At 35.8% G+C, this 26,837-nt stretch carries 24 protein-coding genes, 1 pseudogene and 3 other annotated features; of the genes and pseudogenes, 13 read left to right on the top strand and 12 right to left on the bottom strand.

Translation table 11 applies throughout. The annotated features are described in order from the left end of the window. Positions 1–273: 273 nt before the first annotated feature. Positions 274–4,851, top strand: coding sequence for a glutamate synthase large subunit (gene gltB / locus ACQKP0_RS24265; RefSeq protein ID WP_427408384.1), 4,578 nt, complete (start codon positions 274–276; stop codon positions 4,849–4,851). A gap of 109 nt (positions 4,852–4,960) precedes the next feature. Next, a complete protein-coding gene (locus ACQKP0_RS24270) occupies positions 4,961–6,397 on the top strand; it encodes a glutamate synthase subunit beta (protein WP_427408385.1) in 1,437 nt (478 codons plus the stop codon). A 51-nt stretch (positions 6,398–6,448) separates the two neighbouring features. On the opposite strand, the gene mutY is transcribed toward ACQKP0_RS24270, so the two are convergent. Beyond that, entirely contained in the window at positions 6,449–7,540 is a 1,092-nt protein-coding gene (mutY, locus tag ACQKP0_RS24275) for an A/G-specific adenine glycosylase (protein ID WP_427408386.1), read from the bottom strand. Between the two features lie 518 nt (positions 7,541–8,058). Between mutY and ACQKP0_RS24280 the strand changes: the two genes are divergently transcribed. Then, positions 8,059–9,039 (top strand): metal-dependent hydrolase, encoded by a 981-nt coding sequence (locus ACQKP0_RS24280; protein ID WP_427408387.1) that lies wholly within the window; start codon positions 8,059–8,061, stop codon positions 9,037–9,039. Between the two features lie 118 nt (positions 9,040–9,157). Continuing rightward, positions 9,158–9,313: a small, acid-soluble spore protein K gene (locus ACQKP0_RS24285; RefSeq protein ID WP_427408388.1), complete on the top strand. Its 156-nt coding sequence runs from the start codon at positions 9,158–9,160 to the stop codon at positions 9,311–9,313. 267 nt (positions 9,314–9,580) lie between these two features. Here ACQKP0_RS24285 and ACQKP0_RS24290 read toward each other — a convergent pair whose 3' ends face one another. Together ACQKP0_RS24290 and recX are read right to left on the bottom strand one after the other, a co-directional pair. Beyond that, positions 9,581–9,901, bottom strand: a complete 321-nt coding sequence (locus ACQKP0_RS24290; RefSeq protein WP_427408389.1) for a YfhH family protein — start codon at positions 9,899–9,901, stop codon at positions 9,581–9,583. A 63-nt stretch (positions 9,902–9,964) separates the two neighbouring features. Beyond that, the gene (gene recX / locus ACQKP0_RS24295) at positions 9,965–10,759 is read right to left on the bottom strand and encodes a recombination regulator RecX (protein WP_427408390.1); all 795 of its coding nucleotides are present in this window, start codon (positions 10,757–10,759) and stop codon (positions 9,965–9,967) included. A 316-nt stretch (positions 10,760–11,075) separates the two neighbouring features. Here recX and ACQKP0_RS24300 point away from each other — a divergent pair, with 316 nt between their 5' ends. The 4 genes from ACQKP0_RS24300 (at position 11,076) to ACQKP0_RS24315 (ending at position 13,362) form a co-directional block, all read left to right on the top strand. Further along, positions 11,076–11,198 carry a YfhE family protein gene (locus ACQKP0_RS24300; protein WP_427408391.1) on the top strand — a complete coding sequence of 41 codons (123 nt, stop codon included), beginning with the start codon at positions 11,076–11,078 and terminating at the stop codon, positions 11,196–11,198. A gap of 191 nt (positions 11,199–11,389) precedes the next feature. Beyond that, positions 11,390–11,578 (top strand): YfhD family protein, encoded by a 189-nt coding sequence (locus ACQKP0_RS24305; protein WP_427408392.1) that lies wholly within the window; start codon positions 11,390–11,392, stop codon positions 11,576–11,578. Positions 11,579–11,923: 345 nt separating this feature from the next. Beyond that, positions 11,924–13,180: a tetratricopeptide repeat protein gene (locus tag ACQKP0_RS24310; RefSeq protein ID WP_427408393.1), complete on the top strand. Its 1,257-nt coding sequence runs from the start codon at positions 11,924–11,926 to the stop codon at positions 13,178–13,180. A gap of 11 nt (positions 13,181–13,191) precedes the next feature. Then, on the top strand, positions 13,192–13,362 hold the full coding sequence (locus tag ACQKP0_RS24315; RefSeq protein WP_427408394.1) for a hypothetical protein: 171 nt from the start codon (positions 13,192–13,194) through the stop codon (positions 13,360–13,362). 43 nt (positions 13,363–13,405) lie between these two features. Here ACQKP0_RS24315 and trpA read toward each other — a convergent pair whose 3' ends face one another. The 7 genes from trpA to trpE are packed head-to-tail and all read right to left on the bottom strand — an operon-like array spanning position 13,406 to position 19,827. Then, positions 13,406–14,203 (bottom strand): tryptophan synthase subunit alpha, encoded by a 798-nt coding sequence (trpA, locus tag ACQKP0_RS24320; RefSeq protein ID WP_427408395.1) that lies wholly within the window; start codon positions 14,201–14,203, stop codon positions 13,406–13,408. Between the two features lies 1 nt (position 14,204). After that, a complete protein-coding gene (gene trpB / locus ACQKP0_RS24325; protein WP_427408396.1) occupies positions 14,205–15,401 on the bottom strand; it encodes a tryptophan synthase subunit beta in 1,197 nt (398 codons plus the stop codon). Continuing rightward, complete coding sequence (locus ACQKP0_RS24330) at positions 15,398–16,024, bottom strand: phosphoribosylanthranilate isomerase (protein WP_427408397.1); 627 nt, start codon at positions 16,022–16,024, stop codon at positions 15,398–15,400. Before ACQKP0_RS24330 ends, trpB begins: the two co-directional genes overlap by 4 nt. A gap of 33 nt (positions 16,025–16,057) precedes the next feature. After that, on the bottom strand, positions 16,058–16,831 hold the full coding sequence (trpC, locus tag ACQKP0_RS24335; RefSeq protein WP_427408398.1) for an indole-3-glycerol phosphate synthase TrpC: 774 nt from the start codon (positions 16,829–16,831) through the stop codon (positions 16,058–16,060). Continuing rightward, positions 16,832–17,857 (bottom strand): anthranilate phosphoribosyltransferase, encoded by a 1,026-nt coding sequence (gene trpD, locus ACQKP0_RS24340; protein WP_427408399.1) that lies wholly within the window; start codon positions 17,855–17,857, stop codon positions 16,832–16,834. Next, complete coding sequence (locus ACQKP0_RS24345) at positions 17,841–18,440, bottom strand: anthranilate synthase component II (protein WP_427408400.1); 600 nt, start codon at positions 18,438–18,440, stop codon at positions 17,841–17,843. Before ACQKP0_RS24345 ends, trpD begins: the two co-directional genes overlap by 17 nt. Then, a complete protein-coding gene (gene trpE, locus ACQKP0_RS24350) occupies positions 18,415–19,827 on the bottom strand; it encodes an anthranilate synthase component I (RefSeq protein WP_427408401.1) in 1,413 nt (470 codons plus the stop codon). Before trpE ends, ACQKP0_RS24345 begins: the two co-directional genes overlap by 26 nt. Positions 19,828–19,894: 67 nt before the next feature. After that, positions 19,895–20,272, bottom strand: a binding site (T-box leader). A gap of 272 nt (positions 20,273–20,544) precedes the next feature. Beyond that, positions 20,545–20,804 (bottom strand) — a binding site (T-box leader). A gap of 319 nt (positions 20,805–21,123) precedes the next feature. After that, positions 21,124–21,333 (top strand) — a binding site (T-box leader). A gap of 59 nt (positions 21,334–21,392) precedes the next feature. Between trpE and ACQKP0_RS24355 the strand changes: the two genes are divergently transcribed. Then, on the top strand, positions 21,393–22,574 hold the full coding sequence (locus tag ACQKP0_RS24355; protein WP_427408402.1) for a pyridoxal-phosphate-dependent aminotransferase family protein: 1,182 nt from the start codon (positions 21,393–21,395) through the stop codon (positions 22,572–22,574). Beyond that, the gene (gene serA, locus ACQKP0_RS24360; RefSeq protein ID WP_427408403.1) at positions 22,552–24,177 is read left to right on the top strand and encodes a phosphoglycerate dehydrogenase; all 1,626 of its coding nucleotides are present in this window, start codon (positions 22,552–22,554) and stop codon (positions 24,175–24,177) included. Before ACQKP0_RS24355 ends, serA begins: the two co-directional genes overlap by 23 nt. A gap of 121 nt (positions 24,178–24,298) precedes the next feature. On the opposite strand, the gene ACQKP0_RS24365 is transcribed toward serA, so the two are convergent. Then, a complete protein-coding gene (locus ACQKP0_RS24365; RefSeq protein ID WP_427408404.1) occupies positions 24,299–24,934 on the bottom strand; it encodes a pentapeptide repeat-containing protein in 636 nt (211 codons plus the stop codon). 179 nt (positions 24,935–25,113) lie between these two features. Further along, positions 25,114–25,383, bottom strand: a pseudogene (locus ACQKP0_RS24370) (helicase-related protein); the annotation flags it as partial. Between the two features lie 364 nt (positions 25,384–25,747). Here ACQKP0_RS24370 and ACQKP0_RS24375 point away from each other — a divergent pair. Genes ACQKP0_RS24375 through ACQKP0_RS24385 form a run of 3 tightly spaced genes read left to right on the top strand, consistent with a single transcriptional unit; the run spans position 25,748 to position 26,613 of the window. Beyond that, positions 25,748–26,143, top strand: coding sequence for a hypothetical protein (locus ACQKP0_RS24375; RefSeq protein ID WP_427408405.1), 396 nt, complete (start codon positions 25,748–25,750; stop codon positions 26,141–26,143). 12 nt (positions 26,144–26,155) lie between these two features. Beyond that, positions 26,156–26,359: a helix-turn-helix transcriptional regulator gene (locus ACQKP0_RS24380; protein WP_427408406.1), complete on the top strand. Its 204-nt coding sequence runs from the start codon at positions 26,156–26,158 to the stop codon at positions 26,357–26,359. 47 nt (positions 26,360–26,406) lie between these two features. Further along, on the top strand, positions 26,407–26,613 hold the full coding sequence (locus ACQKP0_RS24385) for a hypothetical protein (protein ID WP_427408407.1): 207 nt from the start codon (positions 26,407–26,409) through the stop codon (positions 26,611–26,613). Positions 26,614–26,837: the final 224 nt, after the last annotated feature.

Genomic DNA, 26,837 nt, shown 5'->3' on the forward strand with positions numbered 1-26,837 from the left:
TAAAGTAAAATTTTTTAAAAAGTAAGAAAGTATAAAATTAATTAAGGATATTAGACATGAAAAGTGTCTGCTGTGTCTAGCTCCAGCGCCTATCGGCTAGCGGATTTCTCCGTCTCCTCCCCACGATAAGTCAACAACAGCTCGTGAACTACCTCGCTGTGTTTCCTTTATCTCAGTCGAAGACTACGAAATCCGTACGCCGATGAGCAAGGCGTTTGCGCTTTTCTTATTATCAAACTATTCGGATTTTATTTATGGAAGGAATGGTACCAAATGACTTTAGAATATAAACAACCGAATAATATAGGTCTATACCAGACAGAATTTGAACACGATGCTTGCGGAATTGGCTTTTATGCAGATATTAAAGGACGTCCTTCTCACGATATTATCTCATCGGCACTAATAATGCTCCAAAGACTCGACCACCGTGCAGGAAAAAGCAGTGATAATCGTACAAGTGATGGAGCGGGGATTCTAATGCAAATTCCCCACGAGTTTTTTCAAGAAAACTGCTCCTTTCAGCTGCCTGATCAAGGTAACTATGCGGTAGGAATGTTATTTTTACCCCATGATGAAGTAATTCAAAATCAAATCATTGCTGATTTCATATTGGAAGCCTCTAAATTAAATCTTCCCTTTATTGGAGAACGTACTGTCCCAGTCTCTTCTCAAGTTCTAGGTGAAATAGCAAAATCTACTCAACCACAAATCAAACAAATATTTTTCAAAAATACGAAGGATGTATCAGAAGAAATTTTCATGAAACAACTGTATGTATTGAGAAGAGTGATGGAAAAAAGATATAACGATCAAATTTATATTTCCAGTTTATCAAATCAAACCATTGTTTATAAAGGATTACTCTCAGCTGAGCAATTATCAAGTTTTTATAATGATTTAGCACATCCACAATTTAAATCTGCACTTGCCCTTGTACACTCAAGATTTAGTACAAACACATTTCCAAGCTGGGAACGCGCACATCCAAACAGAATCATCGCACACAATGGAGAAATTAATACAATCAAAGGAAATGTAAATTGGTTTAATGCGAAGATCTCTTCACTTGCAGATGACCTTGAACAACTAGACTTAGAATCCGTTTTACCAATTATTCAAGCTGATGGCAGTGATTCCGCTATGTTCGATAACGTTTTAGAATTTTTAACATTAAATGGATTATCGCTACCACAAGCTATAATGATGATGGTTCCAGAGCCGTGGGAGAACAATGATGAAATGGCATCTTATCTTAAATCCTTTTATGAATACCATAGTCTATCCATGGAGCCATGGGATGGTCCAATGGCTTTAGGCTTTTCAAATGGAAAACAAATTGGAGCTATTTTAGATAGAAATGGATTGCGTCCAGGCCGTTATTACATCACAAATGATGATCGAGTTGTCTTTTCTTCTGAAGTGGGTGTAATTGATATTGATGATGAAAACATAAAAGAAAAAAGACATTTAAAGCCTGGTGAATTATTATTTATTGATACTGAATTAGGAAGATTGATTCCAAATGACGAGCTTAAATCAAAAATTAGTAATAAACAACCTTATAACCAGTATTTAAAAAAGAATGTGATTCCATTGAAAAATAACATCAAGCAGTTACCTTTTCCTTCAATCCATGAACAGAAACAATTGATTTTTTTTCAAAGAGTGTTTGGGGTTACTTATGAAGAAGTAATGAAAATGATTCTTCCAATGTCAGTTGAAAAGAAAGAGCCGACTGGTTCAATGGGAATTGATACACCACTAGCCGTACTTTCAGAAAATCCTATGCTTTTATTTCATTATTTTAAGCAAGGCTTTTCCCAGGTGACAAACCCGCCTATCGATGCCCTTCGAGAAGAATGTGTCATTTCGACAGTAACCTGGCTTGGTCCCCAAGTTAAATTATTTGAGGGAAATCTTAAAGAACAAGCACTTCTAAAACTTGAACATCCATTTTTGAAGACTGTGGATTTTCTTTCATTACAAAACTCTGATTTTAAAATCCAAGAACTTAATATACATTTTTCCAAATCAGATGGAATTGAAAATGCTTTGAATCAAATATGTCAAAAAGCTTTAAATGCTATTAATGAAGGGACAGAGCTTTTTATTTTATCCGATCGTCAAACGGATATTAATCGGATTCCGATTCCCTCTTTATTAGCTACATCCTGTCTGCATCATTTCCTAATAAATAATGGAGTAAGAACGAAAGCAAGTATTATTGTTGATTCTGGTGAGCCAAGAGATCCCCACCATATGGCGATGCTACTTGGATATGGGGCTGATGCCATACATCCTTATTTAGCCTATGAAACGATTCATCAATTAGTTTTAGATAAGCATATTCATCTCCCTTTAAAACTAGCTTTACAAAATTATATTAAAGCCCTGACAGACGGTGTCGTAAAAATTATGTCTAAAGTCGGCATCTCTTCTATTCAGAGCTATCGTGGGGCACAAACTTTTGAAGCTCTAGGAATTGCGAAAAAAGTTGTTGATCAATATTTTACCGGGACTGTTACTCAAATAGATGGAATTGGTTTGAGTGAAATCGCAAGAGAATCCTTGATTCGTCATGAAAAAGCTGTTTCAGGGCTGACAACGCATGATTCCACACTGGACTCTGGTAGTGAACTACAGTGGCGAAGTGAAGGTGAACATCACCAATTTAATCCTTTAAGTATTCATACATTGCAGCGGGCTGCTAGAACGAATGATAAAAACGTATACAAAAAATTTGTTGATATGTATCAGCAAGGACCTTTTACAACAATCCGAAGCTTACTGGAAATTAAAAGTGATCGATCTCCTATTCCGCTTGAAGAAGTTGAGTCCATTGAAAACATCTTTAAACGATTTAAAACCGGTGCAATGTCCTATGGTTCATTAAGCAAAGAAGCCCATGAAGCACTTGCCATTGCCATGAATCGAATTGGCGGAAAAAGCAATAGTGGTGAAGGCGGAGAAGAATTAGATCGCTCTTTCATTGATGAAAACGGTGATTTAAGGAGAAGTGCAATCAAACAAGTGGCTTCTGGACGATTTGGTGTAACAAGCCAGTATTTATCAGAAGCAGATGAAATTCAAATAAAGATGGCTCAAGGTGCAAAGCCAGGAGAAGGCGGTCAATTGCCTGGAAATAAAGTATACCCTTGGATTGCCGAAGTAAGAGGATCTACACCAGGAGTGGGATTAATCTCCCCTCCACCCCATCATGATATTTATTCCATTGAAGATCTGGCCCAACTGATCTTTGATTTAAAAAGTACCAATCCAAAGGCAAGAATAAGTGTCAAGCTAGTAGCTAAAGCCGGAGTGGGAACCATTGCGGCGGGAGTAGCAAAAGGGCTTGCAGATACAATTTTAATTAGTGGACATGATGGTGGAACAGGTGCATCCCCGAAAACGAGTATTAAACATGCCGGAATTCCTTGGGAAATCGGACTTGCTGAAACCCATCAAACTCTTTTATTAAATGGTTTAAGAAACCGAGTCAAATTAGAAGCAGATGGGAAATTAATGACTGGCCAAGATGTAATTATTGCCGCATGTCTAGGTGCAGAAGAATTTGGATTTGCTACTGCTCCATTAGTTGTTCTTGGGTGTTTAATGATGCGTGCTTGTCATTTAGACACATGCCCTGTAGGAATTGCTACACAAAATCCAAAACTCCGAGAAAAATTTATGGGCAGCCCAGATCATATTGTTAACTACATGACATTCATTGCAGAAGAAGTTCGTGAAATTTTAGCTGAAAATGGTTATAGAAGCTTAAGTGAAATGGTTGGCCAATCACAATTATTACACCCAAAAGAAAACTTAGGAGAACATTGGAAAGCGAAGAAATTAGATTTATCAAAGCTTTTATATCGTTTTGAAAACAAAAAAGCAATCGTTCACACTTGTACAGAAAATCAAAATCATGAGTTAGAAAAAAGATTTGATCAGCATACACTCATCCCACTATTAAAACCGTATCTAGAAAATCAGCTTTCAGCGAAGTTTAACTTTGAAATCAAAAATACTGACAGGGCAGTAGGTACATTATTGGGACACTATATAACGACAGAATATGGTCCGACTGGATTACCTGAGAATAGTATTCAATTAAGTTTTAAAGGATCTGCCGGGCAAAGCTTTGGTGCTTTTCTTCCTAAAGGAATCACTCTTGAATTAGTTGGCGATGCCAATGATTATGTTGGTAAAGGCTTATCAGGGGGAACATTGTTGATTAAGCATAATGACCTTTTAGATAAATCTGCAGATCATGCAATTATCGGAAATACTACCTTCTTCGGCGCAACTTCTGGAGAAGCATATATAAGCGGAACAGCTGGTCAAAGATTTTGTGTCAGGAATAGTGGAGTTCATGCTGTTGTTGAAGGGGTTGGCGACCACGGATGTGAATATATGACTGGCGGAAGAGCTGTTATTCTAGGGAAAATAGGCAAAAACTTTGGTGCAGGTATGTCAGGTGGAACTGCCTATATTTACTCTGAATCAGACAATAACGAAGAAATCATGCGAAACCTTAACTTTGAAATGATAAATGTTGAAAATGACCTAACAAATGATGAAAAAACTGAACTTTATAAGATGATTCAAAAACACTATATATATACAGGAAGCCAAAAAGCCAAAAAGATTCTAAAACAATGGGATACATTAAGCAATTGTTTTCTAAAAGTGATACCAAATGAGTACAAAAATATGATCGACTTAATAAATGAACTAAAAGATCAAGGAATGGATAATAAAGAGGCAGCCCTAACTGCTTTTCAGCTAAAAAAAGAAGGTAAATCGATTGATACGATTAATAGCCCTTCGATGGGAATATCCCTCTAAAAAGGTTGTTCAAAAAGTCCGGGAAAAATAGCTCCACAGCGGTGTTTCCTCCAACTTCTCGGCTCTTTTTGTCCTCCTTTTTGAATACACATGTAAAGGAGTGAGTAATTTGGGAACTTCGACTGAATTTATCGATATTAAAAGGGCTAAGCCTTCTGAGAAAAATCCGATCGATCGTGTGAAGAACTGGAAGGAATACCAAAAGCCTTTTTCAGAAAAAAAATTAAAGCAGCAAGCGTCTCGGTGTATGGATTGTGGAACACCATTTTGCCAAATCGGGACCATTATCAACTCTAGTACAAGCGGATGTCCTCTTTACAATCTGATTCCAGAATGGAACTCACTTGTCCATCAAGGAAATTGGTATGAAGCATATCAGCGACTTGCTAAAACAAATAACTTTCCTGAGTTTACAGCAAGAGCATGTCCTGCTCCTTGCGAAGGATCTTGTACAGCAGGATTACCTAGTGAAGCTGTTACCATCAAAAGCATTGAAAAAGCAATCATTGATCGTGCTTTTTCAGAGGGCTGGGTTAAACCTAGAAAACCTTTAAGAAGAACAGGACTTAAAATTGCTGTTATCGGATCTGGACCTGCAGGATTAACTGCTGCAGATGATCTTAATCAAATGGGGCATTCCGTAACAGTATTTGAAAGAGAAGATCGTTTTGGTGGTCTTCTTATGTATGGAATACCAAACATGAAAATAGATAAAAAGCATGTGCAAAGAAGAATTGAGTTATTGCAAAAAGAAGGAATTGATTTTCGTGCAAATATGCATGTTGGAATTGATATTACAATTGAAGAATTAGAGGCATCCTTTGACACTGTCATTCTTTGCATTGGTGCTGAAAAACCACGTGAACTTAATATCGAAGGCAGGCATTTAAAAGGGGTCTATCCTGCAATGGATTACTTAACTGCTAGCACTAAATCCTACTTAAATAATAGTGAAGCTAAAATTACCGCCAAAGATAAAAGAGTGATTGTTATTGGCGGTGGTGATACAGGTGCTGACTGTGTTGCCACAGCCATTAGACAGGGTTGTAAAAGTGTTGTTCAGTTCGGAAAGCATGGAAAATTACCTAGTGAGCGACAAAAGAATAATCCATGGCCGGAAAATCCACATATTTTTTCTTTAGATTATGCTTATGAGGAAGCTGTCAATCTTTTCGGTGAAGATCCAAGACAATATTTTATCCAAACTAAATCATTCATTGGGAATGAAAAAGGAGAAGTTACAAGATTAAAAACAATTTCATTTGCTAGTGGAAATCATGAAGAGTCTTCTAGATACTGGGATGCTGATTTAATTCTAATTGCAATTGGATTTGAAGGAGTAAACGATAAACATTTTCAAGAAATTACAAAATCACAAAACCGTATCGCTACAAATAACAACAGTTTCCAAACGAATAAAGAAGGAATCTTTGCAGCAGGAGATGCCAGAAGAGGTCAGAGCTTGATCGTTTGGGCCATTCAAGAAGGAAAAAAAGCGGCAATAGAGATTGATAATTATTTAACTAGGAAAACAGCGGTAATTTAGGATCTATAACATTCGAGGCGTACTATATATGTAAATAGTACGCCTTGAATGTTATTTTACCAATATAGACTGATATCCCTTCCACATTTTTTGATGCGAAACAGGAAATGCATAGCTAAGTAATTCTTCCTCAGTCACTAATTTCATATTATTTTCTTCTTTTACTTGGCCGATTATTTTCCCAGTATAGACTTCTATGTCCCATGTTAAATGTGAAAAAACATGTTGTATATTTGTAATAGATTCCTTATCAATTTGAATCGTAATATCAAAATCGTTTTTCAAATAATCCTGGATAATGTTCTTAGGTTTAATTAAATTACTTTTTTCAACGTTTGGAAATTCCCATAAATTTGCTAGTAATCCCTGCTCTGGACGCTTATGAATTAAATATTTACCTTCCGTATTTTTTAGGATGACAGCAACTAATTCCACATGCCGAGTACTTTTTTTCTTTGTTTTTACCGGTAATTGATTTTGGACACCTTCCATAAAACCGTTGCAATGCTCTCTTACAGGACAAAGAAGGCATGATGGTGATGTTGGGGTACAAATTAATGCACCTAATTCCATTAATGCTTGATTGAAAAAGGATGGATTATCATGTGAAATAATTTGACGAACTGCCTCCTCAAATACTTTGCGAGAGGAAGCTTTAGCAATATCATCCCAAATCGTTAATATTCTAGATAAAACTCGCATAACATTTCCATCAACTGCAGGCTCAGGAACCCCATATGCTATACTTAAAATAGCTCCAGCAGTATAAGGTCCTACACCTTTTAAAGTTTTTATTTCTTCCGGTGTATCTGGAACCGTACCGTTATAGGTTTCGTGTACCTCTCTTACAGCAGATTGCAGATTTCGAACTCGGGAATAATATCCTAAGCCTTCCCATGCTTTTAAAACACTTTCTTCATCTGCTTCAGCAAGTTTTTCTATCGTAGGAAATTTTTCAATAAAGCGATTGAAATAAGGGATAACAGTATCTACCCTTGTTTGTTGCAACATAATCTCCGAGACCCAAACCTTATACGGATCCTGGTCCTTTCTCCATGGAAGATCTCTTTGTTCAGCTTTAAACCAATTAATTAAATCATTTTGAAATTCTTCTATATTCAAACGTTCAGTACTACTTATCATAAAAATCCTCCAAGATGTAAAATATCATTGTAATGGGGAAGAGTAATAAGAAAAGCGGAAGCGCCTTGCTTATCGGCGTACGGATTTCGTAGTCTTCGACTGAGATAAAGGAAACACAGTGAGGCACTTCTCGAGCCGATGTTGACTTATCGTAGGGAGGAGACGGAGAAATCCGCTAGCCGATAGGCGCTGCAGCTAGACAATAAGAAAAGCGGAAGCGCCTTGCTCATCGGCGTACGGATTTCGTAGTCTTCGACTGAGATAAAGGAAACACGGTGAGGCACTTCTCGAACCGATGTTGACTTATCGTAGGGAGGAGACGGAGAAATCCGCTAGCCGATAGGCGCTACAGCTAGACAATAAATATTAAAATTAGATTACAATTATGTTTATTAACCGAATGTCCATTGCATTCGACACATTTTTACCATATCATGTTTACAAAAATCTGCAAGTAATTAATATGGCTAGATGTTTCCACAAATTATTTGCTAACCCTCATAAGGAGGACATTTGTTTTGGATACAGGAACTCACCTTGTCATGGGGTTTGCCTTGGGTGGTTTAGCTACCCTAGACCCTGTTGTAGCTGACAATACTATAAACACCCATAGTGTATTAATTGCAACAATCATCGGATCACAAATACCTGATATCGATACATTTTTAAAATTTCGAAACAATGCTGTATATATTCGTAATCATAGAGGAGCCACCCATTCCATTCCAGCAGTCATATTATGGCCTTTGCTTATTACAGTATTTTTAGGATTTATCTTTCCAGAAGCAAATCTATTGCATTTATGGTTATGGACCTTCCTTGCCGTTTTTCTACATGTTTTTGTAGATATTTTTAATGCATATGGCACACAAGCTTTACGACCCTTTTCTTCTAAATGGGTTGCCTTAGGGACAATAAATACTTTCGACCCCTTTCTCTTTATTATCCATGTAATCGGTTTAATTATATGGGCTTTTGGAGGGAATCCAGGCATAACGTTTCTCATTATCTACGGCATTGTTGTATTTTATTATGTATTACGATTCGTAGAACAATGGTTTGTAAAAAAAGCTGTATTAAAAATAATTCCAAATGCAGAAAAAATCATTATCGCCCCTACTATGAGGTATTCCAAATGGAGAATTGTCATTATCACAGATACACAACTTTTTGTAGCTAGAGCACTGAAACATTCGATTACTATCTTAGACGAGTATGATCGTGTACCAATCCCCAAAAACAAAGTAATCGAAAAAGCGAAAGAAGATAAAAATATATCAGCTTTTTTGTCATTCTCACCAATTTATCGATGGGAGTTAAAAGAATTTAATAGTGGCTATGAAGTTCGATTTATTGATTTGCGCTATAGAAGTAAAGGTCACTATCCATTTGTTGCAGTTGTTCAAATAAATGAGGATTTAGACATTACTGGTTCGTATACGGGATGGATATATAACAAAGAAAAGCTTAGAAAAAAATTAGATGTTGCGCCTAGATAACCTGAGTCCTATAAAAAGGAAGAAACAATCATTCATAGGAAAGAAAATATTTTGTCATAATAAATAACACATGAGTTTTCCTCTTCTCATGTTATAAAGCGAATTGGGAGGCAGATACATGCGAAACAAAGCCAAAGGTTTTCCATATGGAAATGATAACAAATTCGAAGGCGAACCACGAGCAAAAGCAGAGTTTGCTTCCAAGCGTGCTGACGGAACAACCAATACACATCCCCAAGAAAGAATGAAAGCCTCTAGTAAAACCAGAGGCTAAAAGCTGAAGGTTAGAGTGGAAAGAATCAGTAAATGCTGATTCCTTCTGCTTCAACCTTTATTTAAAGGTAAGAAAGCATAAAATTCACTAAGGATATTAGGTATGAAAAGTGTCTGCTGTGTCTAGCTCCAGCGCCTATCGGCTAGCGGATTTCTCCGTCTTCTCCCTACGATAAGTCAACATCGACTCGTCCCTCGCCGTGTCTCCTTTATCTCAGTCGAAGACTACGAAATCCGTACGCCGATGAGCAAGGCGCTTGCGCTTTTCTTATAATTTCTTTAATAATGAGATTGGCAGTGCTTCCTCATCCTTCTTCCCACCTAAGCGAAAGCCCCATGCAAATACACCGTTTAAATAATCAATTTTAAAATAAACACCAGGATCTCCTTCAATTTCATAGATTTCACCTGGAATAAAGTCTTTAGGATTTAGCAAATAGGATTTTGCCATGATTATCTTTCTTTCCAAAACTGCATATTCATTAACAATGCCTAGTTGTTCTGCTTTCCTTGCTTTTTCTGTTAATAATGCAATTTCCTGTTTTAATTCATAGTCTGACATTTGACTGTATCTTCTATCCTGTTCCATTAATTACACCACCTTGTACAACTTTAAGTATAATGAATTTATAAAACATATTAAAGAATTACCTTATACTTCATATTCATTTAAAAACCGCTCTATAAGATCGATGGAGAATCCTTTCCGATACAATGCTTGCTTCATTTTCTGCTTATATTCATAGCCATCGTATTTTTGATATTTTCGTTTCGCCTTAGTACCTTGTTCAACAATTGCATCCCATTCTTCCGATTCATCTTTTGTAAAGTCTATTTCATCCATAGCTAATTGGATCGTTTCGATAAAATAACCTTTTCTTAATAAGGTTTGTTCGATTTTTTGTTTTAAGATTTTTTCTGAAAGCTTTTGATTTTGTCTTACTGTTTTTTCAACCAAGTCAATCGCATGTGATTGTTGCTGTTCATTTGTAAATTCTTGCAATGCTGTTTCAATATTATTTTCACTAATCCCTTTATCCCGTAATTCTATCTTAATGATACCTGGCCCTTTTTTTGTTGTATTCATTTGTGTCCGTACGAAGGCTATGGCAAATTCCAAATCATTTAAATACTTTAGACTATAGAGCTTATGGATAACTTCCTGAATAACCATTTCATTTATATCCTTTTGCTTCAAATAATCCGATACTTCCTTTTCAGAACGCATGCGGTAAGAAAGGTATTGAATGGCTGTATTTACTCCCTTACGTATATCATCTTGATAATCAATTTCGGAAATTTCTAAATCGGACAGTTCTTTCCCCTTTTGTAATTGAAAGCGAGCTAATACTTCCTCATCTACACTAAATGCATAATTACCATCAAGAAATACATTGTATCGTTCAGCATTATTTTTCTGTACAGATATTTTCGTTATTATCGGCATAAACACGCAACTCTCTTCGTCTTTATTTCATTTGGCTGTTTTGGAAAAGATTGTTGATTTTCGTAAATAGCTTAAAACTTAAATAAATTGGTTTCGTGCTCTTTTCTTCATCTCTTACTTTTTGTATAAGTGCAAAAATAACCGTAAAAAATCCTACTAGATATTTACTTCGTAAAATCTTTGATTTTTACTTTGCTATAAATAGCAACAAAGTATTAGAAAAGAGCCTTTCATTATCATTTTAACATCCGATACTGTATGTTTGCTACGTTTAGGGCAATAATGAAAATAACCATTAAATGAAAGGGTGAAATGAATGCCAAAGGATAGACGTGTAAAAGAAAAAAGCAATTTATCCAGTATGCAAGCAGTAACATATGCCCATGAATTTAAATCAGCAGATCGTGCTGGAGGGTATGAACAAAAGCGCAAGTCTTGATAGGGCAAATAGTGGATGAACTTTATCCAGGGTAAAAGTGAACTTATCCCCTTAACGATCTGGGTGCTAGAACGAATCGGAAAGAAAAGAATACGTAAATAGTTTCCTGTTTTAAATCATCCAGACCTACACACTATATACTTACGGAAGTTAATTTTCCGTAACTTATAACTTGAAAGGGGTTTTCGTTCATGGGTCGTGCTCACAAACAAAAAACTCGTGATAAAAATAAAAGTAAACTTCCTCAAGTACCAAAAAATTTAAAATCAGATGGCTTAGATGTCGAATACTCTGCGGAGCTAGCAGACCAAGCAGATCTGGAAGCTCAAGCAAGAGCAAATGCAGCAAATCAACGAGTCAAAAATAGAAAAAAGAAATAAGAAATAAGGTAAGTCAAAGACTTCTTAATCAATCGGCAAGTAAATCTTTAACAAGGAAAGTTGAAATTTGGACTTTCCTTGTTAAAGCCTTCATAAGCTAAGGGTTATATAGAAAATTGTAGATAAGTCTCTCTCTTTACTTCAATCCACATAATCTTCACATTTTAGATAAAAAAATTTTTTCTAACGAAGATAATTTCTTGAAATTTAAAGTAAAATCTTACATAATAGGACAGAATGATACTGAATATTCGAAATTAGAACAATGGTTCCATTTATTTCTCGAGAACAATTGTATTATAATTCAAAATATAGTAATAGCTTAGGAGATTAGGAGATTTTCAAATGAACATTGGAACAAGAATTCGTTATTATCGTTTGCTTAGAAAAATATCTCCCGAAGAATTAACAGAAGGCATTACATCTGTATCATTTCTATCATCTATAGAAAATAATGAACAGACTCCTTCTATAGAAATGCTTAGCCAGTTATGTGATCGTCTGGAAATTCCATTTATGACCTATCCTAATGAAGAACTTACGCAAATTTTTGGAAAGTGGAAGTATTCTTTACTACAGAATAATAAAGAAGAAGCCACTTTAATATTCAAAGAGTTGTCTAGTAAGATCTCACCCCGAGAAGATATTCAACTAATATTCAATTATCAAATTTATTTAATCCGGTACTTTATAATAGAAAATCAGTTTGAAAAAGCACTAGAACTTATCGAGCAAATAAAGCTATTCCAATTCGAACTGCCAGATGAATTGAATTTCTCATTTCAAAAGTTTTACGGGAATTATCTATATTGTACTGGGAACTTTATTGAAGCATCCAAATTATTCAACAACGCCAAAAATTACTTATTTTCGATTCTCGAATACTTAAATGAGGAAAAAGCTGATTTATTTTATATGTATGGACTAACCTTAGGGAGAATTAATAAAAATACTTTATCAATTTTTTATATTGAAGAGGCCTTAGCATTATTTCAGCAAATTTACCAGATGAAACGCTGTACTGATTGCCACATGATGCTTGGGTTAATTTATAGTAGAATGCAAGATTACGATGAAGCTGAAAAGAATTATATTATTGCTAAACAGCTTGCAGCATCACTGAAGTATTATGATTTACTTAATAACATTGAAAATAATCTTGGCTTATTAAAAGCAAAACAAGATAAGTCAGAGGAGGCTATTGAGCATTATTTAAATAGCTATTCCAATCACACAAAAAGTGATGATCAACTTCAAATTATTATTAATATTATTAAAGAATACTATAAAATCGGGTTTATTCATGAAGTGAAAATATGGCTTGATCAAGGTTTTAAGCTTCTTGAATCTGAAGAAAAACATAAGGATCAATATATTGAGCTTATGTTTTATCAATATATTGTGAATGGCTTTCCAGATGGATTTGAAAAATTCGTATTGGAAACAGCAATTCCTTATTATGAAAACATAAAGCAATATCACTCAATTGTACTATTTTCAAAAAAACTCGGTGATTATTATCAACAAAGAAAGAAATACCAAGAAGCTGCTACATCTTTTGCTATTGCAAATTCAGCATATGAAAAAATATTAAAACTTTAGGAGGAATCTAAATGAAGTTGAAAAAGGCTTTACTTGGAGGGATCTTAGCGTTTGGTATTTTGGCTGGTGTAGTTGTCCCAAATATAGGTGAGCTTTGGCCACCTACTAATAAGGCAACTGGTGGTGAGTTATGGCCACCTATTAATGGAACAGATGACATAGTAAAAAAAGATGTAGATTAAACAAAGGAGCCCTTATAAGGCTCCTTTGCTCTGCTTAATATTTTCAACTCGTTGTTTCTATACTTGCATTCTTTGTAGCAGAAATCAGCTTTTTAATAGAAATAAGATCATTTAATAGTAGAAGTTCAATGATTTTACTCCCTACGACAACCCCATCGCAATATTGACTTAATTCTATTACTTGTTCAGGAGTGGAAACTCCAAATCCTGCTAATACAGGAGTAATTGAGGCACTTTTTAATTCCTTTAAATATTCTCCTACTCCGTCACGATAAGAGTTCCTTGCTCCAGTGATTCCTGTAACAGTCACAGCATATAGAAATCCTTCCGTTCGCTCTGCAATTTCTAGGACCCTTTCCTTAGGGCTTGTTAATGCTGCTAGCCGTATGAGAGCAATATTATGCTTTGTTAATTCATCAGTAATTAGTTCTTCTTCTTCCATTGGTAAATCCGGAATAATAACTCCATCAACCCCCGCTGAAACACATTTTTCCGAAAAATTCTTTATTCCATAAGCATAAATAGGATTTACATATGACATTAACACAATAGGAATATGTCTTTTTTGTTTACATGCTTCCAATTCATTCAGTACCCCAGATAGTGTAGTCCCCGCTCTTAATGCTCGAATTCCAGCAGCTTGAATGGTGGGGCCATCTGCAACAGGGTCTGAAAATGGGATCCCAAGCTCTAAAACGGTAGCACCATTTTCTTCAAAAAATTCAATTCTATCTTTAAGTACATCAAGTCCTCCATCACCTGCCATAATATAGGGAACAAAAGCTTTTTCTCCATGCTCTAACACGCTTTTGAAAGCTGCATTTAATTTTTCTTTTCCCATATTACATTCCCCCCATAAGATTTTTTATCGTTTCCACATCCTTATCTCCTCGACCAGATAAACAAATAACAAGGGTTTCTTCCTTAGACATTGTACTGGCTAGCTTTGTTGCGTATGCAACAGCATGAGAGCTTTCCAAAGCTGGAATAATTCCTTCAGCTTTCGTTAACAGCCCAAATGCTTCTAATGCTTCTGCATCAGTAATTGATGTGTATTCAACACGTCCTGAATCCGCTAAATAGCTATGTTCAGGTCCAACTCCAGGATAATCAAGTCCAGCTGAAACTGAATGTGCTTCCTGGATTTGTCCATGCTGATCTTGGAGCAAATAAGTCATCGTGCCGTGTAAAACACCGATTTTTCCTTCTGTTAATGTTGCTGCATGTTTACCAGAATTTATTCCTGAACCACCTGCTTCAACTCCGTAAAGCTTCACTTCCGTATTATTTACAAATGGATAGAACATTCCAATAGAGTTGCTGCCCCCTCCAATACATGCGACAATTGCATCCGGTAGTTTACCTGTTTGCTCTAGTATTTGCTGCTTCGTCTCTTTACCGATAACACTTTGAAAATCTCGGACAATTTTTGGAAATGGATGAGGGCCGACAACCGATCCGATAATATAATGGGTATCTTCGACATGGCTTACCCAATATCTTAATGCTTCATTGACTGCATCCTTCAGTGTGCCACTCCCTTGTTCCACACTTCTTACTTCTGCTCCAAGTAGCTCCATTCGAAAAACATTTAATTTTTGTCTTCGAATATCTTCCGCTCCCATGAATACTACACATTCCAGTCCGAGTAAAGCACATGCAGTTGCGGTTGCAACCCCATGCTGTCCAGCACCTGTTTCAGCCACCACCTTCTTTTTTCCCATTCGAACGGTTAACAAAGCTTGACCTAGCGCATTATTAATTTTGTGGGCACCAGTATGGTTCAAATCTTCCCGTTTTAAATAAATGTTTGGACCATTTAATTGTTTCGTTAAGTTTTCTGCAAAATATAAAGGAGTTTCCCGTCCAATGTATTGTTTAAAATAGTAAACTAATTGTTGTAAAAACTCAGGGTCCTTCATTGCTTCATCATAAGCTTGTTCTAGCTCGAGAACGGCCGGCATTAATGTTTCTGGAACAAATCTTCCGCCAAACATCCCAAAATGTCCTTTTTGATCTGGTTGCATATATGTTGTCATTCTTCTTCACTCCCCTTTAATATTTGAAATGCTTGTTTTGCTGCTTTTACAAATGCTTTCATCTTTTCTGGATCTTTCTCTTCATTCGTTTCAACTCCACTGGAAACATCAATAACAGCTGGCTGCACACGATAAATCGCTTCTTTCACATTTTTTTCATTCAGACCTCCAGCAAGAATTAACTCATTTTTGTTTATTGGAAGTGAATCGATTAATGTCCAGTCAAATGTGTCTCCTGTTCCTCCTCTGTATCGTCCACCTGGAGGACTGTCGATTAAATGGTAATCACAAGGAAAGTTCGGCTCAATTTTTTGGAGAATGGACCATGCCTTTATAACTGGCCTACTAAGAGATTTTGCGAATTCAGGTGATTCATCACCGTGTAATTGGATATAATCAAGTCCGACAATATTACTAATCTCGATTATATTTTCGTACGTTTCATTAACAAAAACGCCAACTTTTTTCACATAATTTGGAATTTCATCTGCGATTTGTTTAGCATGTGTTGGAGAAATTCTTCTTCTACTTTCCGCAAAAACAAATCCAATTAAATCAGCTCCCCCATCCACCGCTGCCATCGCTGCCTCTACACTCTTAATGCCACAAATTTTAACCTTCACCTTATCCATCTCCTTCTTTCACTCATATCTTTCCTATACAGGAATTTTAAGTTGACGAAAAGTGTGATTTAGGTCAATTGCACGCATAAGGGTTTCCCCAACAAGGATTCCCTTCACACCAGCTTTTTTCATGATTTCTACATCTTCTTGTTGCTTAATGCCACTTTCACCGATGATAAGGACATCTTTTTCCTTGATTAAACTTGCTAATTTTTCTGTTACTCCTAAATCGACCTGAAAAGTTCTTAAGTCTCTATTATTGATTCCAATAATATTTGCACCAATTTCAAGCGCAATTTCTAATTCTGATTCGTTGTGAACTTCTACTAATACATCTAGGTTTAAGGATTTAGCATAGTCATACAACTCTTTTAACTGTTGTTTTGGTAAAGCCGCAACGATTAGTAAAATGATATTTGCTCCATAATCCTTTGCACGATCTATTTGGATCGGATCGATGATAAAATCCTTACACAAAATAGGAAGATTAACCACATCTCTCACTTCTTTCAAGTCATTCATCGACCCTTTAAAAAATGGTTCATCTGTTAAAACAGAAATAGCATTCGCCCCTAATGCCTCATATTGTTTTGCTTGAGCTGCTGGATTTACACTTGGATTAATATCTCCCTTAGAAGGAGAAGCTCTTTTAATTTCTGCAATAATACTCATTGTTTTTTCTTTTCGAAAAGTGTTGTATATCGATTCAGGAGTTTTTGTGGTCACCTGTTTCTGTGCTTGATAGACCTCTCTTAACCTGCGGACTTCCTTTTCTTTTTCAGCTAGGATTTTATTTAAAATTGTCATCTACATCACCTCTTCCTTTGAACGCTGGCTATAATTTATAAGATAATTTAACTTTTGAAGTGCTGCCCCAGAATCAATGCTTTTTCTAGCAAGCATGATTCCTTCTTGAACCGTTCTTGCTAATCCATTGGCAAAAATCGCGAGGCCTGCATTAAACAGAACTGTATCTCGGTAGGCACCTTTTTCTCCCTTCAAAACACTCATAATTATTTCAGCATTTTCTGCAGAGCTGCCACCGCGGATTTCACTATTATCATAATAGGGCAGGCCTACATCTTCAGGCTTTAAAGTAAAAGGAATGATTTCTCCGCGATCTAAAAGAACGAAATAATTTTCTCCAGACAATGAGGCCTCATCCATGTATCCAGCTCCATTTAAAATAAGAGCCCGCCTACGCCCTATCCGGTGTAGGACATTCGCCATCATCTCAAGCATGTCACGGCGGTAAATTCCTAATAATTGAGTATCTAAATCAATGGGATTTGTTAATGGTCCAATTAAATTAAAGATGGTAGGAATTTTTAAATCCTTCCGTATTTTCATGATTCTTCTTAAGCTGGGATGAAGATTGGGAGCGAATAAAAAAGCGATACCGTTTTCCTCAAGGACCTCACTTATTTGCTCAGGCTGAAGGTCTAATGATATCCCTAAGCTTTCTAATACATCAGCACTTCCAGTTCGGCTAGACACACTTCGATTACCATGCTTGGCAATCTTTATTCCTGCTCCGGCAATTACAAAGGCGGAAGTCGTACTAATATTAAAGCTTTGTGATCCATCCCCGCCTGTACCACAGTTATCCATTACATGATTGACATTACATTGAATTTTTAAGGATTTATCTCTGATGACTTGAACAAGTCCTGCAATTTCTTCCGCTGTTTCTCCTTTCACTTTAAGTGCTGCTAAAAATGCTCCCATTTCACTTTCAGATACATTCTCAGTAAATAAATATCCTGCCGCACTAGTCATCTCCTCAAAGCTTAGACTTTTTTGGTCGATCATTTTTTCAAGATATGGTTTCATACGTATGCTCCTTTCTTATATCATTCAAAAAATTGCGAATCATTCCCTTGCCATTTTTAGTACCAATTGATTCAGGATGAAATTGAACACCGTACAATGGATAATTTCTATGCTTAATGGCCATAATCTCTTGATCATCCATAGATGTGGCAACTATGTTCAACTCAGTTGGCAAACTCCTTTTTTCGATAACAAGGGAGTGGTAGCGCATCACTTCGAGCGGCTGTGACATATATTGAAAAACGCCTTCTCCCGAATGAATGATCCTTGATGTTTTTCCATGTTTAATTTCCTTTGCTTGAACAATTTTCCCACCGAAAACTGCTCCTATTGCTTGATGTCCTAAACAAACACCAAGTATTGGAATCTGTTGATAAAAGGCTTCGATAACCTCCATACATATCCCCGCTCGATCCGGCAATCCAGGACCAGGTGAAATAATAATCGCTTCAGGCTGCAGTTCATTTATTTCATTAAGAGAAATTTGATCATTTCTGACAACCTTCACTGTTTCTCCAGCCTCGGAAAGATATTGAAACAGGTTATAAGTAAATGAGTCATAGTTGTCTAACAAGAGAATCATCTTTATTCACCTCCAAAAGTGATTTCGCCTTATTTAAAGTTTCGATGTATTCATTTTCTGGGTCTGAATCAAAAACAATCCCAGCACCAGCTTGTAAATATGCAACCGATTCCTTTATGACTAGTGTTCGAATGGCTAAGGCAAAATCAAGATCACCATTGATATTGATATAACCAATTGCACCTGCATACACACCGCGCTTTTGCTTTTCCAACTCATTAATAATCTGCATGGCTCTTATCTTAGGAGCACCTGAGACGGTCCCTGCAGGTAAACATGCAATTAAAGCATCAATTCCCGTGTATTCTTGCTTTAATGTTCCTTGAACCTCTGATACGATGTGCATGACATGTTGATACCGTTCAACTGCCATATATTTAGGAATCGTAATACTGCCAGGTTCGCAAACTCTCCCTGCATCATTCCGACTCAAATCAACCAACATTTTATGTTCTGCGAGCTCTTTTTCATCTTCAAGCATCTCTTTTTCATAATGAACATCTTCCGCCTTCGTATTTCCCCTAGGTCGTGTTCCTGCAATAGGATTTGTGATTAATTGTTTCCCTTTTGTTTTTATTAAACTTTCAGGTGAGGCTCCGAGTAACACATAATCATCGAAATCGATATAAAACATATATGGAGAAGGATTCGCATTTCTCAGCCTTCGATAAAAATGAAATGGATCACTATCAAATCTTCCTTTCATCCGTTGTGAAAGAACGATTTGAAAAATATCTCCTTTTCGAATACATCTTTTCGCTTCCTCAACCTTTTTGATAAATTCCTCCTTTTCTATTAATGGTTTAAATGAAATAGCTGATGTATCTAGTTCTGTCACCTTTTCTCCATTTGTAATTAATTTCTTTAGCTCCTCTATTCTTTCCCCAAGCTCTTGTTCATTATGGCTATTATCAACTTTTAGAGAGATTAGGTATATCAACTGAGTGCGGTGGTCAAAAATAATAACATCCTCGTAAAACATGAAGTGGAGATCCGGCATTTGTATCTCATCAGCTAAACTTGCACCAATGTTTTCATACTGACGTATTGCATCGTATCCGATAAATCCGATGGCTCCTCCGAAAAACGGAAAATCTAGAGGAACTTGTTCGCTGTTTGGAAAATATTTTTTCAATATTTCAAGAGGCTGACCACGTTCCGATAGGATCACTTCATTTTTTTCCTTAATAATGGAGACTTGATCGCCTTCTGCAATAAACTCCATGTATGGATTCATACCAATAAAAGAATAGCGACCATTTTCATCATGCTTTAGTGAGCTTTCCAATAAGAATTTCTTTTTCCCTTTTAAACGATTAAATACGGCAACAGGTGTTAGCATATCTGCATTTAATTTTGAAATTTTATAATCCAGTACTTGAACCATCAACTTCACTCCCCTTATTAGTTAATAAAAAAAATCGTCCTCTATAAACACAGAAAAGACTATGTTTATAGAGGACGATTTTGACTCGTGGTGCCACCTCTTTTTGAAGGGAAAATAGAGTCCCTTCCTCTTTCAGGTACGGGACATAGAAATGCGGAAGCGCCTTGCTCAGCCCCGACAAGCAAATGCTCTTTCACAATGAAGTCCGCCCTTTGACTTCATTGGTGAAAGAACATTTGACCTCGAGGGGCTAGGCGCTGTAGCTAGACATGTATTAAGTCCGATACCCTATCCTTTTAACGGTGGAGATTCCGTGTTTCCCTACTAATATTCAAGAAACCTCTCATAAGCCCATTCCACTTCACTCCTCGTACCGGATTCACACCACCACCGGCTCTCTGCAACGATTTTAGTCAAGCGTACTCCTCTTATTCGACGATTTAGATTATTTTATTTTAAGGCTCTTTTCGTATAAATAGTTGTTTTTAGACTATAAACTTAGTCCGTTGATTTCCTCTCCAGACACTTGCTTTCCGCGGGGAGGGATGGGAGCCTCCTCAGCGTTACCGCATGTGGGGTCTCCCACTTCCCTCTTTTTCCCGCAGGAGTCAAGTGTCCTCCGCTACAATCAACTCTGATTGTTAATAAAATATCACTAAAAAAGCAACAACCTTTACGAAAACAGCCTATTTTAAAAACACAAAAAGGTCCCTCATCCAAAAGGACGAGGAACCCGCGGTACCACCTTTATTAGCTGACGAACAGCCCACTTTGACAATATCAGCTCTAGGGTAATCCTCGAGCTTAATATCCGTCTCTTGTAACGATAAGACATTCGCCAAAGCCTACTGCTCATTGTAGAATTTCGGTTTGGATGCTCAGAAGTCCATTCATTTATATGTTAATACTGGTTCACACCAACCACCAGCTCTCTTTAAGTAATCATATAAATTACTACTCTTCTTCAACGCATATTAATTTTCAAATATTGATAATTATATTAATGCTATTAAATGATAATGTCAATGGGGATATAAAAATTTTTATTCGAGTAGTTTCGACATACTGATTTATTATTTTCACTTTCAGCATTGTTAAACAATGCTGTTGCTTCTAATAAAACCCTGTATGGTATGTGTTCAGCTAGTTTTACTACGTAAAGAAATCGCTTCACACATACCATACAGGCGATTTTATCAACAATAATCATTAACAAAGCCTAACCTTCTTATAAAAAACTTTTTAACCCTTTACAAAATTAAAGTATATTGATAGAATATTTGAAACAATAAATAATTAAAGGTAATGATGAAGACGGTGTGATGAAAAAGCCCCAGAGAATCGGTGGATGCTGCGAACCGATGCTTTTCCCTCAAAGAACCAAGCACTTCTGAACTGGTCAGTTGAAAAATAAAGTAGACTGTCACGGCAATCTGCCGTTATTTGTACGAGGTTACTATTTTAGTAATAAAAGAGGGTGGCACCACGATTCATGACGTCCCTCATAACATGACAATTATGTCTGTTATGAGGGACGTTTTTGTTTATATTTTATCGATGAAAGGATGAAATCAATGCTTCTAAATCAGCAATATTTATTTACTCCAGGACCTACTCCTATTCCAGAACGGGTAAAGCTAGCGATGAATCAGCCGATGATCGGCCATCGTGGGCAAGCTTTCTCTCAATTATTGGAAGATGTATCTACACGGCTGGCACCTATTTTTGGATCAAAAAATCCAGTTTTATTGATTGCGGGGAGTGGTACATCTGCCCTAGAAACTGCAGTTGCCAATGTAATAGAAGATAATGATCATGTAGTTGTTATTGTAACCGGTGCTTTTGGAGAACGGTTTGCAAATATATGTGAAGCATTTGGAGCAAATGTCCATCGCCTAAATATTGAATGGGGAAAAACATGTGCTCCTGAAATATTAGAGGATTATATTAAAAAAATTGACGTTGATGTAAAAGCGGTTTTTGCCACTTACTGTGAAACTTCGACTGGTGTCTTAAACCCTATTAGACAATTAGGTGAAATCACCAAAAGATTAACGGACGCCCTTTTCATCGTCGATGGTGTCAGCTGTATCGGTGCAGTTCCGGTTGATATGGAAGAATGGGAAATCGATATTTTAGTATCGGGCTCACAAAAGGCATTAATGCTGCCTCCAGGTTTAGCCTTTATTGCGATCAATGAACATGCGAAAAAAGTAATCAAAACATGTAAAACAAAGCGATTTTATTTTGATTTAAATCGTTATCAATCATCGTTTGATAAAGACAAGTCAACTCCTTTTACACCTGCAGTTTCATTAATTTATGGCGCTCAGGAGGTTTGTCAAATGATTGAGGAAGAAGGATTTTCACAAGTTATTGAGCGCCAACAGTTATTAAAGAAAATGGTTAGAGAGGGCATTAAAGCACTTGACTTGCCCATGTTCGTATCAGATGAAGATGCATCCCCTACCGTTACAGCTGTCAAACCAATGAATGGAACAGCCGGTCAAATCAAAAAATTACTGCAAGACAACTATTCAATTACCGTTGCTGGAGGTCAGAAAAAATTAAAAGGGGAGATTTTTCGTATTGGACATATGGGTTATTGCACACCTTTTGACATTTTAAAAATATTAAGCGGACTTGAAATGTCTCTTTATGATCTAGATGGCAGGAAAGTATTCGGAAATGCTACAACGATAGCTGAGGAGGCTTGGAGAAACCATGTACAAAATACTAGTAACTGATTCAATTAGTGATATCGGATTAAAACAGTTATATGATCATCCAGATTTTCTTGTTGATAAGAAAGATAACCTTTCAGAACAAGAACTATGCGAAATTATCGGCACTTATGATGCTTTAATCGTTCGCAGTCAGACAGTTGTAACGAAGAACCTTTTAAAATACGGTACTAGATTACGAGTTATTGCACGCGCGGGTGTTGGTGTTGATAATATTGACATTGATGAAGCAACACGGAAAGGCATTATTGTTATTAATGCACCTGGTGCAAATACAATAGCAGCTACGGAGCATACATTAGCTATGTTGCTTTCACTAGCGAGAAAAATTCCACATGCACACCACTCCACCTCTTTGGGTGAATGGAAACGCGGTGCTTTTAAAGGTGTAGAGCTTTATGAAAAAACACTTGGAATTGTAGGTATGGGAAAAATCGGAACAGAGGTTGCTAAACGAGCTAAAAGCTTTCAAATGAAAATTCTAGGATTTGACCCTTATCTATCAGAAGAACGTGCGAAAAAGCTTGGCATAACAAAAGCAACATTAGATGACATAGCAAAAGAGTCTGATTTTATTACATTCCACACACCACTTACGAATGAAACACGCGGCCTTGTTAATGATGAATATATTAGTAAAATGAAAAAAGGTGTTCGCATTATCAATTGTGCTCGCGGTGGAATTATTAATGAAGCCGCCCTTTTACAAGCAATTCAAGAAGGACAAATTGCTGGTGCAGCGCTTGACGTTTTTGAACATGAACCCCCTACCAACCTAGAGATGCTTCAACATCCTAACATCATTGCGACACCACATCTAGGAGCGTCTACACAAGAAGCACAAGAGAAAGTAGCACAAGAAGTAAGTGAAGAAATCATCAATATTTTTGAAACAAGTTCCATTCGACATGCCGTCAATATGCCACAGATTTCCGGAGATTTACAGCAAAAAATAAAGCCTTACTTACAATTAGGTGAACACGTGGCACAATTAGCCATCCAACTTTTAAAGCAAGCACCTGATAAGATTGAAATTAATTATTATGGAGAATTAGTAGAGGAAGATACAAGCTTGTTAACCCGAATAATTATTAAAGGAATTCTTTCCTATCATTTTAGCGATTCCGTTAATCTGATCAATGCACTCCATTTATTAAAAGAACACGGGCTTACATACAATGTCCAAAGAAATGCTAAAAATAAGGGATTTGCTAATTATATAGAATTAACTCTACACAAAGAAAATAAAGCAATCAAAATCGGTTCGACTGTTTTAAATGGGTATGGTGCTAGGATTGTAAAAATAAATAATTATCGTGTAGATATTCGACCTGAAGAGCATCTGTTGTATATTAAACATTTTGATATACCTGGCATGATTGGACATGTAGGATCCATACTTGGAAACTATCATATTAATATTGGTTCGATGCAAGTAGGGCGTGAAACCATTGGTGGAGAAGCAATAATGGTGTTATCACTGGATAAAAAAATAGATCAAGTAGTTATAAATGAACTACAAGTGTTAAATGGTTTAGAGGACGTTCAAATTCTAGAACTAACGAATGTGAACACCATTCAAAAGAATAGGAGTATAACTGTTTAATAAGAGATGCTAAAATTATGGTAAACTTCAGTGCAAAAGCCAAAAAGAAGGAATTCGAATTTGTTTGTTCAGAACGTCTTCCTTCTCGTTTGGCATTGTTTATTCAATTTATCAAGAAATGCTAATCTTTAATAATCAATCCCATTAGCGTTGCAAACTGAATTGCCTGATAGGACGATACCTTGCAGCCCTTTAAACTTTCGATGGAAACAGTAAGTGTATCAAAAGCAGACGAACTTATATCGATTCCTTTTAATGATGTTTGATCAAAGTTTGCTCCATCAAGGTTACATTTTTGGAATTCAACTTTTTTAAGTTTGCAGTCATAAAAATCTGTACTATTTAATGAAGCTTCTTCAAATATAACTTTTTCTAGCTTAGAATTTCCGAATCCCGCCATATTTAATATTGAATTCTCAAATTTAACATTCCCTAAGCTAGATTCTGGAAAGTTTGAACCGAGTAATTTACTGTTAATAAATTCTACTCTGTGGATGGAAGAATTACTCATATTCACATTTGTAAAGTCACAGTTTTCAAAACGGACATCTGTAATATCAATATTACTAAAATCTGTATTCGTGAACTTACAATTCTTTATCACTGCATTATATAGTCTGACTCTATCTAAGGCTTCATTTTCAAAAGCGGAGTCGATGATTTTACACATTTCGAGTATTGGATCTTCTTTATAAAAAATATCGTTAAAATTCCTTGAAGATAACTCTGGCGAAATTTTTGGAATATCAATTTTCATATTAAATCCTTCTTTCAAATAATTAGTTAGCTAACTAGCAAATATAGAGTATCATACACATAGTTGGTTAACTACTGAAATTTAAGAAGTGCTTTTTGAATTTTAGTAAGTGGCGATATAAGCACATTGCATTCATTAGGGGAAAGTTGTTTAGTAATATCATCTTCAGTTCCTCGTTCTCAAATTAAATTATCAATTTCCTCATCAAATATCGAGTTTGTACTTGTAGGTGATAACATAAAGTCACTTAATTCTTGTTTTTGACTCATAACATTATCAATCTTCTCCTCTAATGTATTTACTGTGATGAGTTTATGAACTTGTACAAAGTTTTCTTGGCCAATACGGTGTACCCAGTCAGTTGCTTGATTTTCTACTGCTGGATTCTACCAACGTTCAAAATGTATAACGTGGTTAGCAGTCGTAAGGTTTAAACCTATTCCTCCAGCTTATCCAAGAATCAAGGTGAGTTACTTGATGAATCATTGGAAAAAGTTAAAGAAGAATTGAAGGAATATATTGAGGGAAATTTATTAGATGTAAGTTAACGTTCTTATTCAGCTAAAAGTGTACAAGAGTTACAGAGCAAGCTGCCATAAAGAGCGGCTTTTCTTATTGAGCTGCTCAGTTAGTTCAACACACCCAAAACTAAAAATGATATAAATAATGAGATATTTTCGTTACTTCCACCACCCATATTTACCAATTGACTTTTTCTTTGAGGCAAAGTAATATGAAGTTAACTTCATACGAAATAAACTTCATATGAAATAAACTTCACTTTGAAGAATAAATAGGTTAGAGGTGGTATGTTTGAAAAATCTGTTCATACAGCGTTTGATGTTTTCAGCTTTACTCATTGTATTGGGAATCATTCAAATAACTCTCGATACGTCAGTAGGATTTAATTTTGTTTATTTCATAGTATTAGGTGGAATAATTTTTGCCTACTCAACAATTTCTTACATTAAAAACCGAAAGAATAAATCTCTAGAAAAAGAATTAGCTAAGGACTATGACGAAAGAGATACTTTAATCGATGGAAAAGTTGCCCGTTTTTCTTTACACATTCTGATATGTGAAATCATTATTCTTATGTTTTTAACTAATTTTGTAGTAATCACAACAAATACTGTGTTTGTTGTTGTCTTTGTGTCATTAATAATTAGTGAATTTGGGGCTAGAAAGTATTATAGTCATGTCCTTTAATTAGGAGGATTTATGGAAAATAGGGTAAAAGAATTACGGTTAGAACATAAAATAACACAGCAAGAATTAGCTGATAAAGTAAGTGTATCTGCTAGAACAATCATCTCATTGGAAAAACAAAAGTATAATCCATCTGTGTTACTTGCGTATAAAATAGCTTCAGTTTTTAATTTATCAATTGAAGAAACGTTTATTTTTGACGAGGATGACAAGTAATACATTACAAAAAGAAGCACATATCAATAAACAACGGAGGCATATAAATGAGTATCATATTATTTATTATAGGTGCAATTTTAATAGTTTGGGGTATTTATTGTATGAAAACAGAGGATGGCTTATTTGGAAAAAATCGAAAAAGTAAAAACATATTCAATTTACTACTTATGGGAGAGGCTTCAGGATTAGGGCAATTTTTAGGTGGAATTCTATGTGTTATAATTGGGATTATCGCATTTTTCATAAAATAGCAACGAACAACAATGCTATTTTATGGATATTAATTTTTTTCTATTGAAAGTTTGTAAAGTATTTCACTTAAACTGCACCTTTAGTTAAACAAGATTAAATAATAAATACACAAAAAACACCATACTAATTTGTACTGCACCCCAATTGTTAGACACCATTTAACAATTGGAGGTGCTTTTATTATGGCTAAATTTACAATCGAAGAGAAACTGACAGCGGTAAA

Origin of the sequence: Heyndrickxia sp. NPDC080065 (genome assembly GCF_050281185.1) — a bacterium.
Taxonomy (GTDB): Bacteria; Bacillota; Bacilli; order Bacillales; family Bacillaceae_C; genus Heyndrickxia.

Bases quoted from the DNA above. Each gene is read 5' to 3' on its own strand.
- gltB (WP_427408384.1), top strand. From the start codon at position 274: ATGACTTTAGAATATAAACAACCGAATAATATAGGTCTATACCAGACA.
- mutY (WP_427408386.1), bottom strand. From the start codon at position 7,540: ATGATAAGTAGTACTGAACGTTTGAATATAGAAGAATTTCAAAATGAT.
- ACQKP0_RS24285 (WP_427408388.1), top strand. From the start codon at position 9,158: ATGCGAAACAAAGCCAAAGGTTTTCCATATGGAAATGATAACAAATTC.
- ACQKP0_RS24290 (WP_427408389.1), bottom strand. From the start codon at position 9,901: ATGGAACAGGATAGAAGATACAGTCAAATGTCAGACTATGAATTAAAA.
- recX (WP_427408390.1), bottom strand. From the start codon at position 10,759: ATGCCGATAATAACGAAAATATCTGTACAGAAAAATAATGCTGAACGA.
- ACQKP0_RS24300 (WP_427408391.1), top strand. From the start codon at position 11,076: ATGCCAAAGGATAGACGTGTAAAAGAAAAAAGCAATTTATCCAGTATG.
- ACQKP0_RS24305 (WP_427408392.1), top strand. From the start codon at position 11,390: ATGGGTCGTGCTCACAAACAAAAAACTCGTGATAAAAATAAAAGTAAA.
- ACQKP0_RS24310 (WP_427408393.1), top strand. From the start codon at position 11,924: ATGAACATTGGAACAAGAATTCGTTATTATCGTTTGCTTAGAAAAATA.
- ACQKP0_RS24315 (WP_427408394.1), top strand. From the start codon at position 13,192: ATGAAGTTGAAAAAGGCTTTACTTGGAGGGATCTTAGCGTTTGGTATT.
- trpA (WP_427408395.1), bottom strand. From the start codon at position 14,203: ATGGGAAAAGAAAAATTAAATGCAGCTTTCAAAAGCGTGTTAGAGCAT.
- trpB (WP_427408396.1), bottom strand. From the start codon at position 15,401: ATGACAACATATATGCAACCAGATCAAAAAGGACATTTTGGGATGTTT.
- trpC (WP_427408398.1), bottom strand. From the start codon at position 16,831: ATGACAATTTTAAATAAAATCCTAGCTGAAAAAGAAAAGGAAGTCCGC.
- trpD (WP_427408399.1), bottom strand. From the start codon at position 17,857: ATGAAACCATATCTTGAAAAAATGATCGACCAAAAAAGTCTAAGCTTT.
- ACQKP0_RS24345 (WP_427408400.1), bottom strand. From the start codon at position 18,440: ATGATTCTCTTGTTAGACAACTATGACTCATTTACTTATAACCTGTTT.
- trpE (WP_427408401.1), bottom strand. From the start codon at position 19,827: ATGGTTCAAGTACTGGATTATAAAATTTCAAAATTAAATGCAGATATG.
- ACQKP0_RS24355 (WP_427408402.1), top strand. From the start codon at position 21,393: ATGAAATCAATGCTTCTAAATCAGCAATATTTATTTACTCCAGGACCT.
- serA (WP_427408403.1), top strand. From the start codon at position 22,552: ATGTACAAAATACTAGTAACTGATTCAATTAGTGATATCGGATTAAAA.
- ACQKP0_RS24365 (WP_427408404.1), bottom strand. From the start codon at position 24,934: ATGAAAATTGATATTCCAAAAATTTCGCCAGAGTTATCTTCAAGGAAT.
- ACQKP0_RS24380 (WP_427408406.1), top strand. From the start codon at position 26,156: ATGGAAAATAGGGTAAAAGAATTACGGTTAGAACATAAAATAACACAG.
- ACQKP0_RS24385 (WP_427408407.1), top strand. From the start codon at position 26,407: ATGAGTATCATATTATTTATTATAGGTGCAATTTTAATAGTTTGGGGT.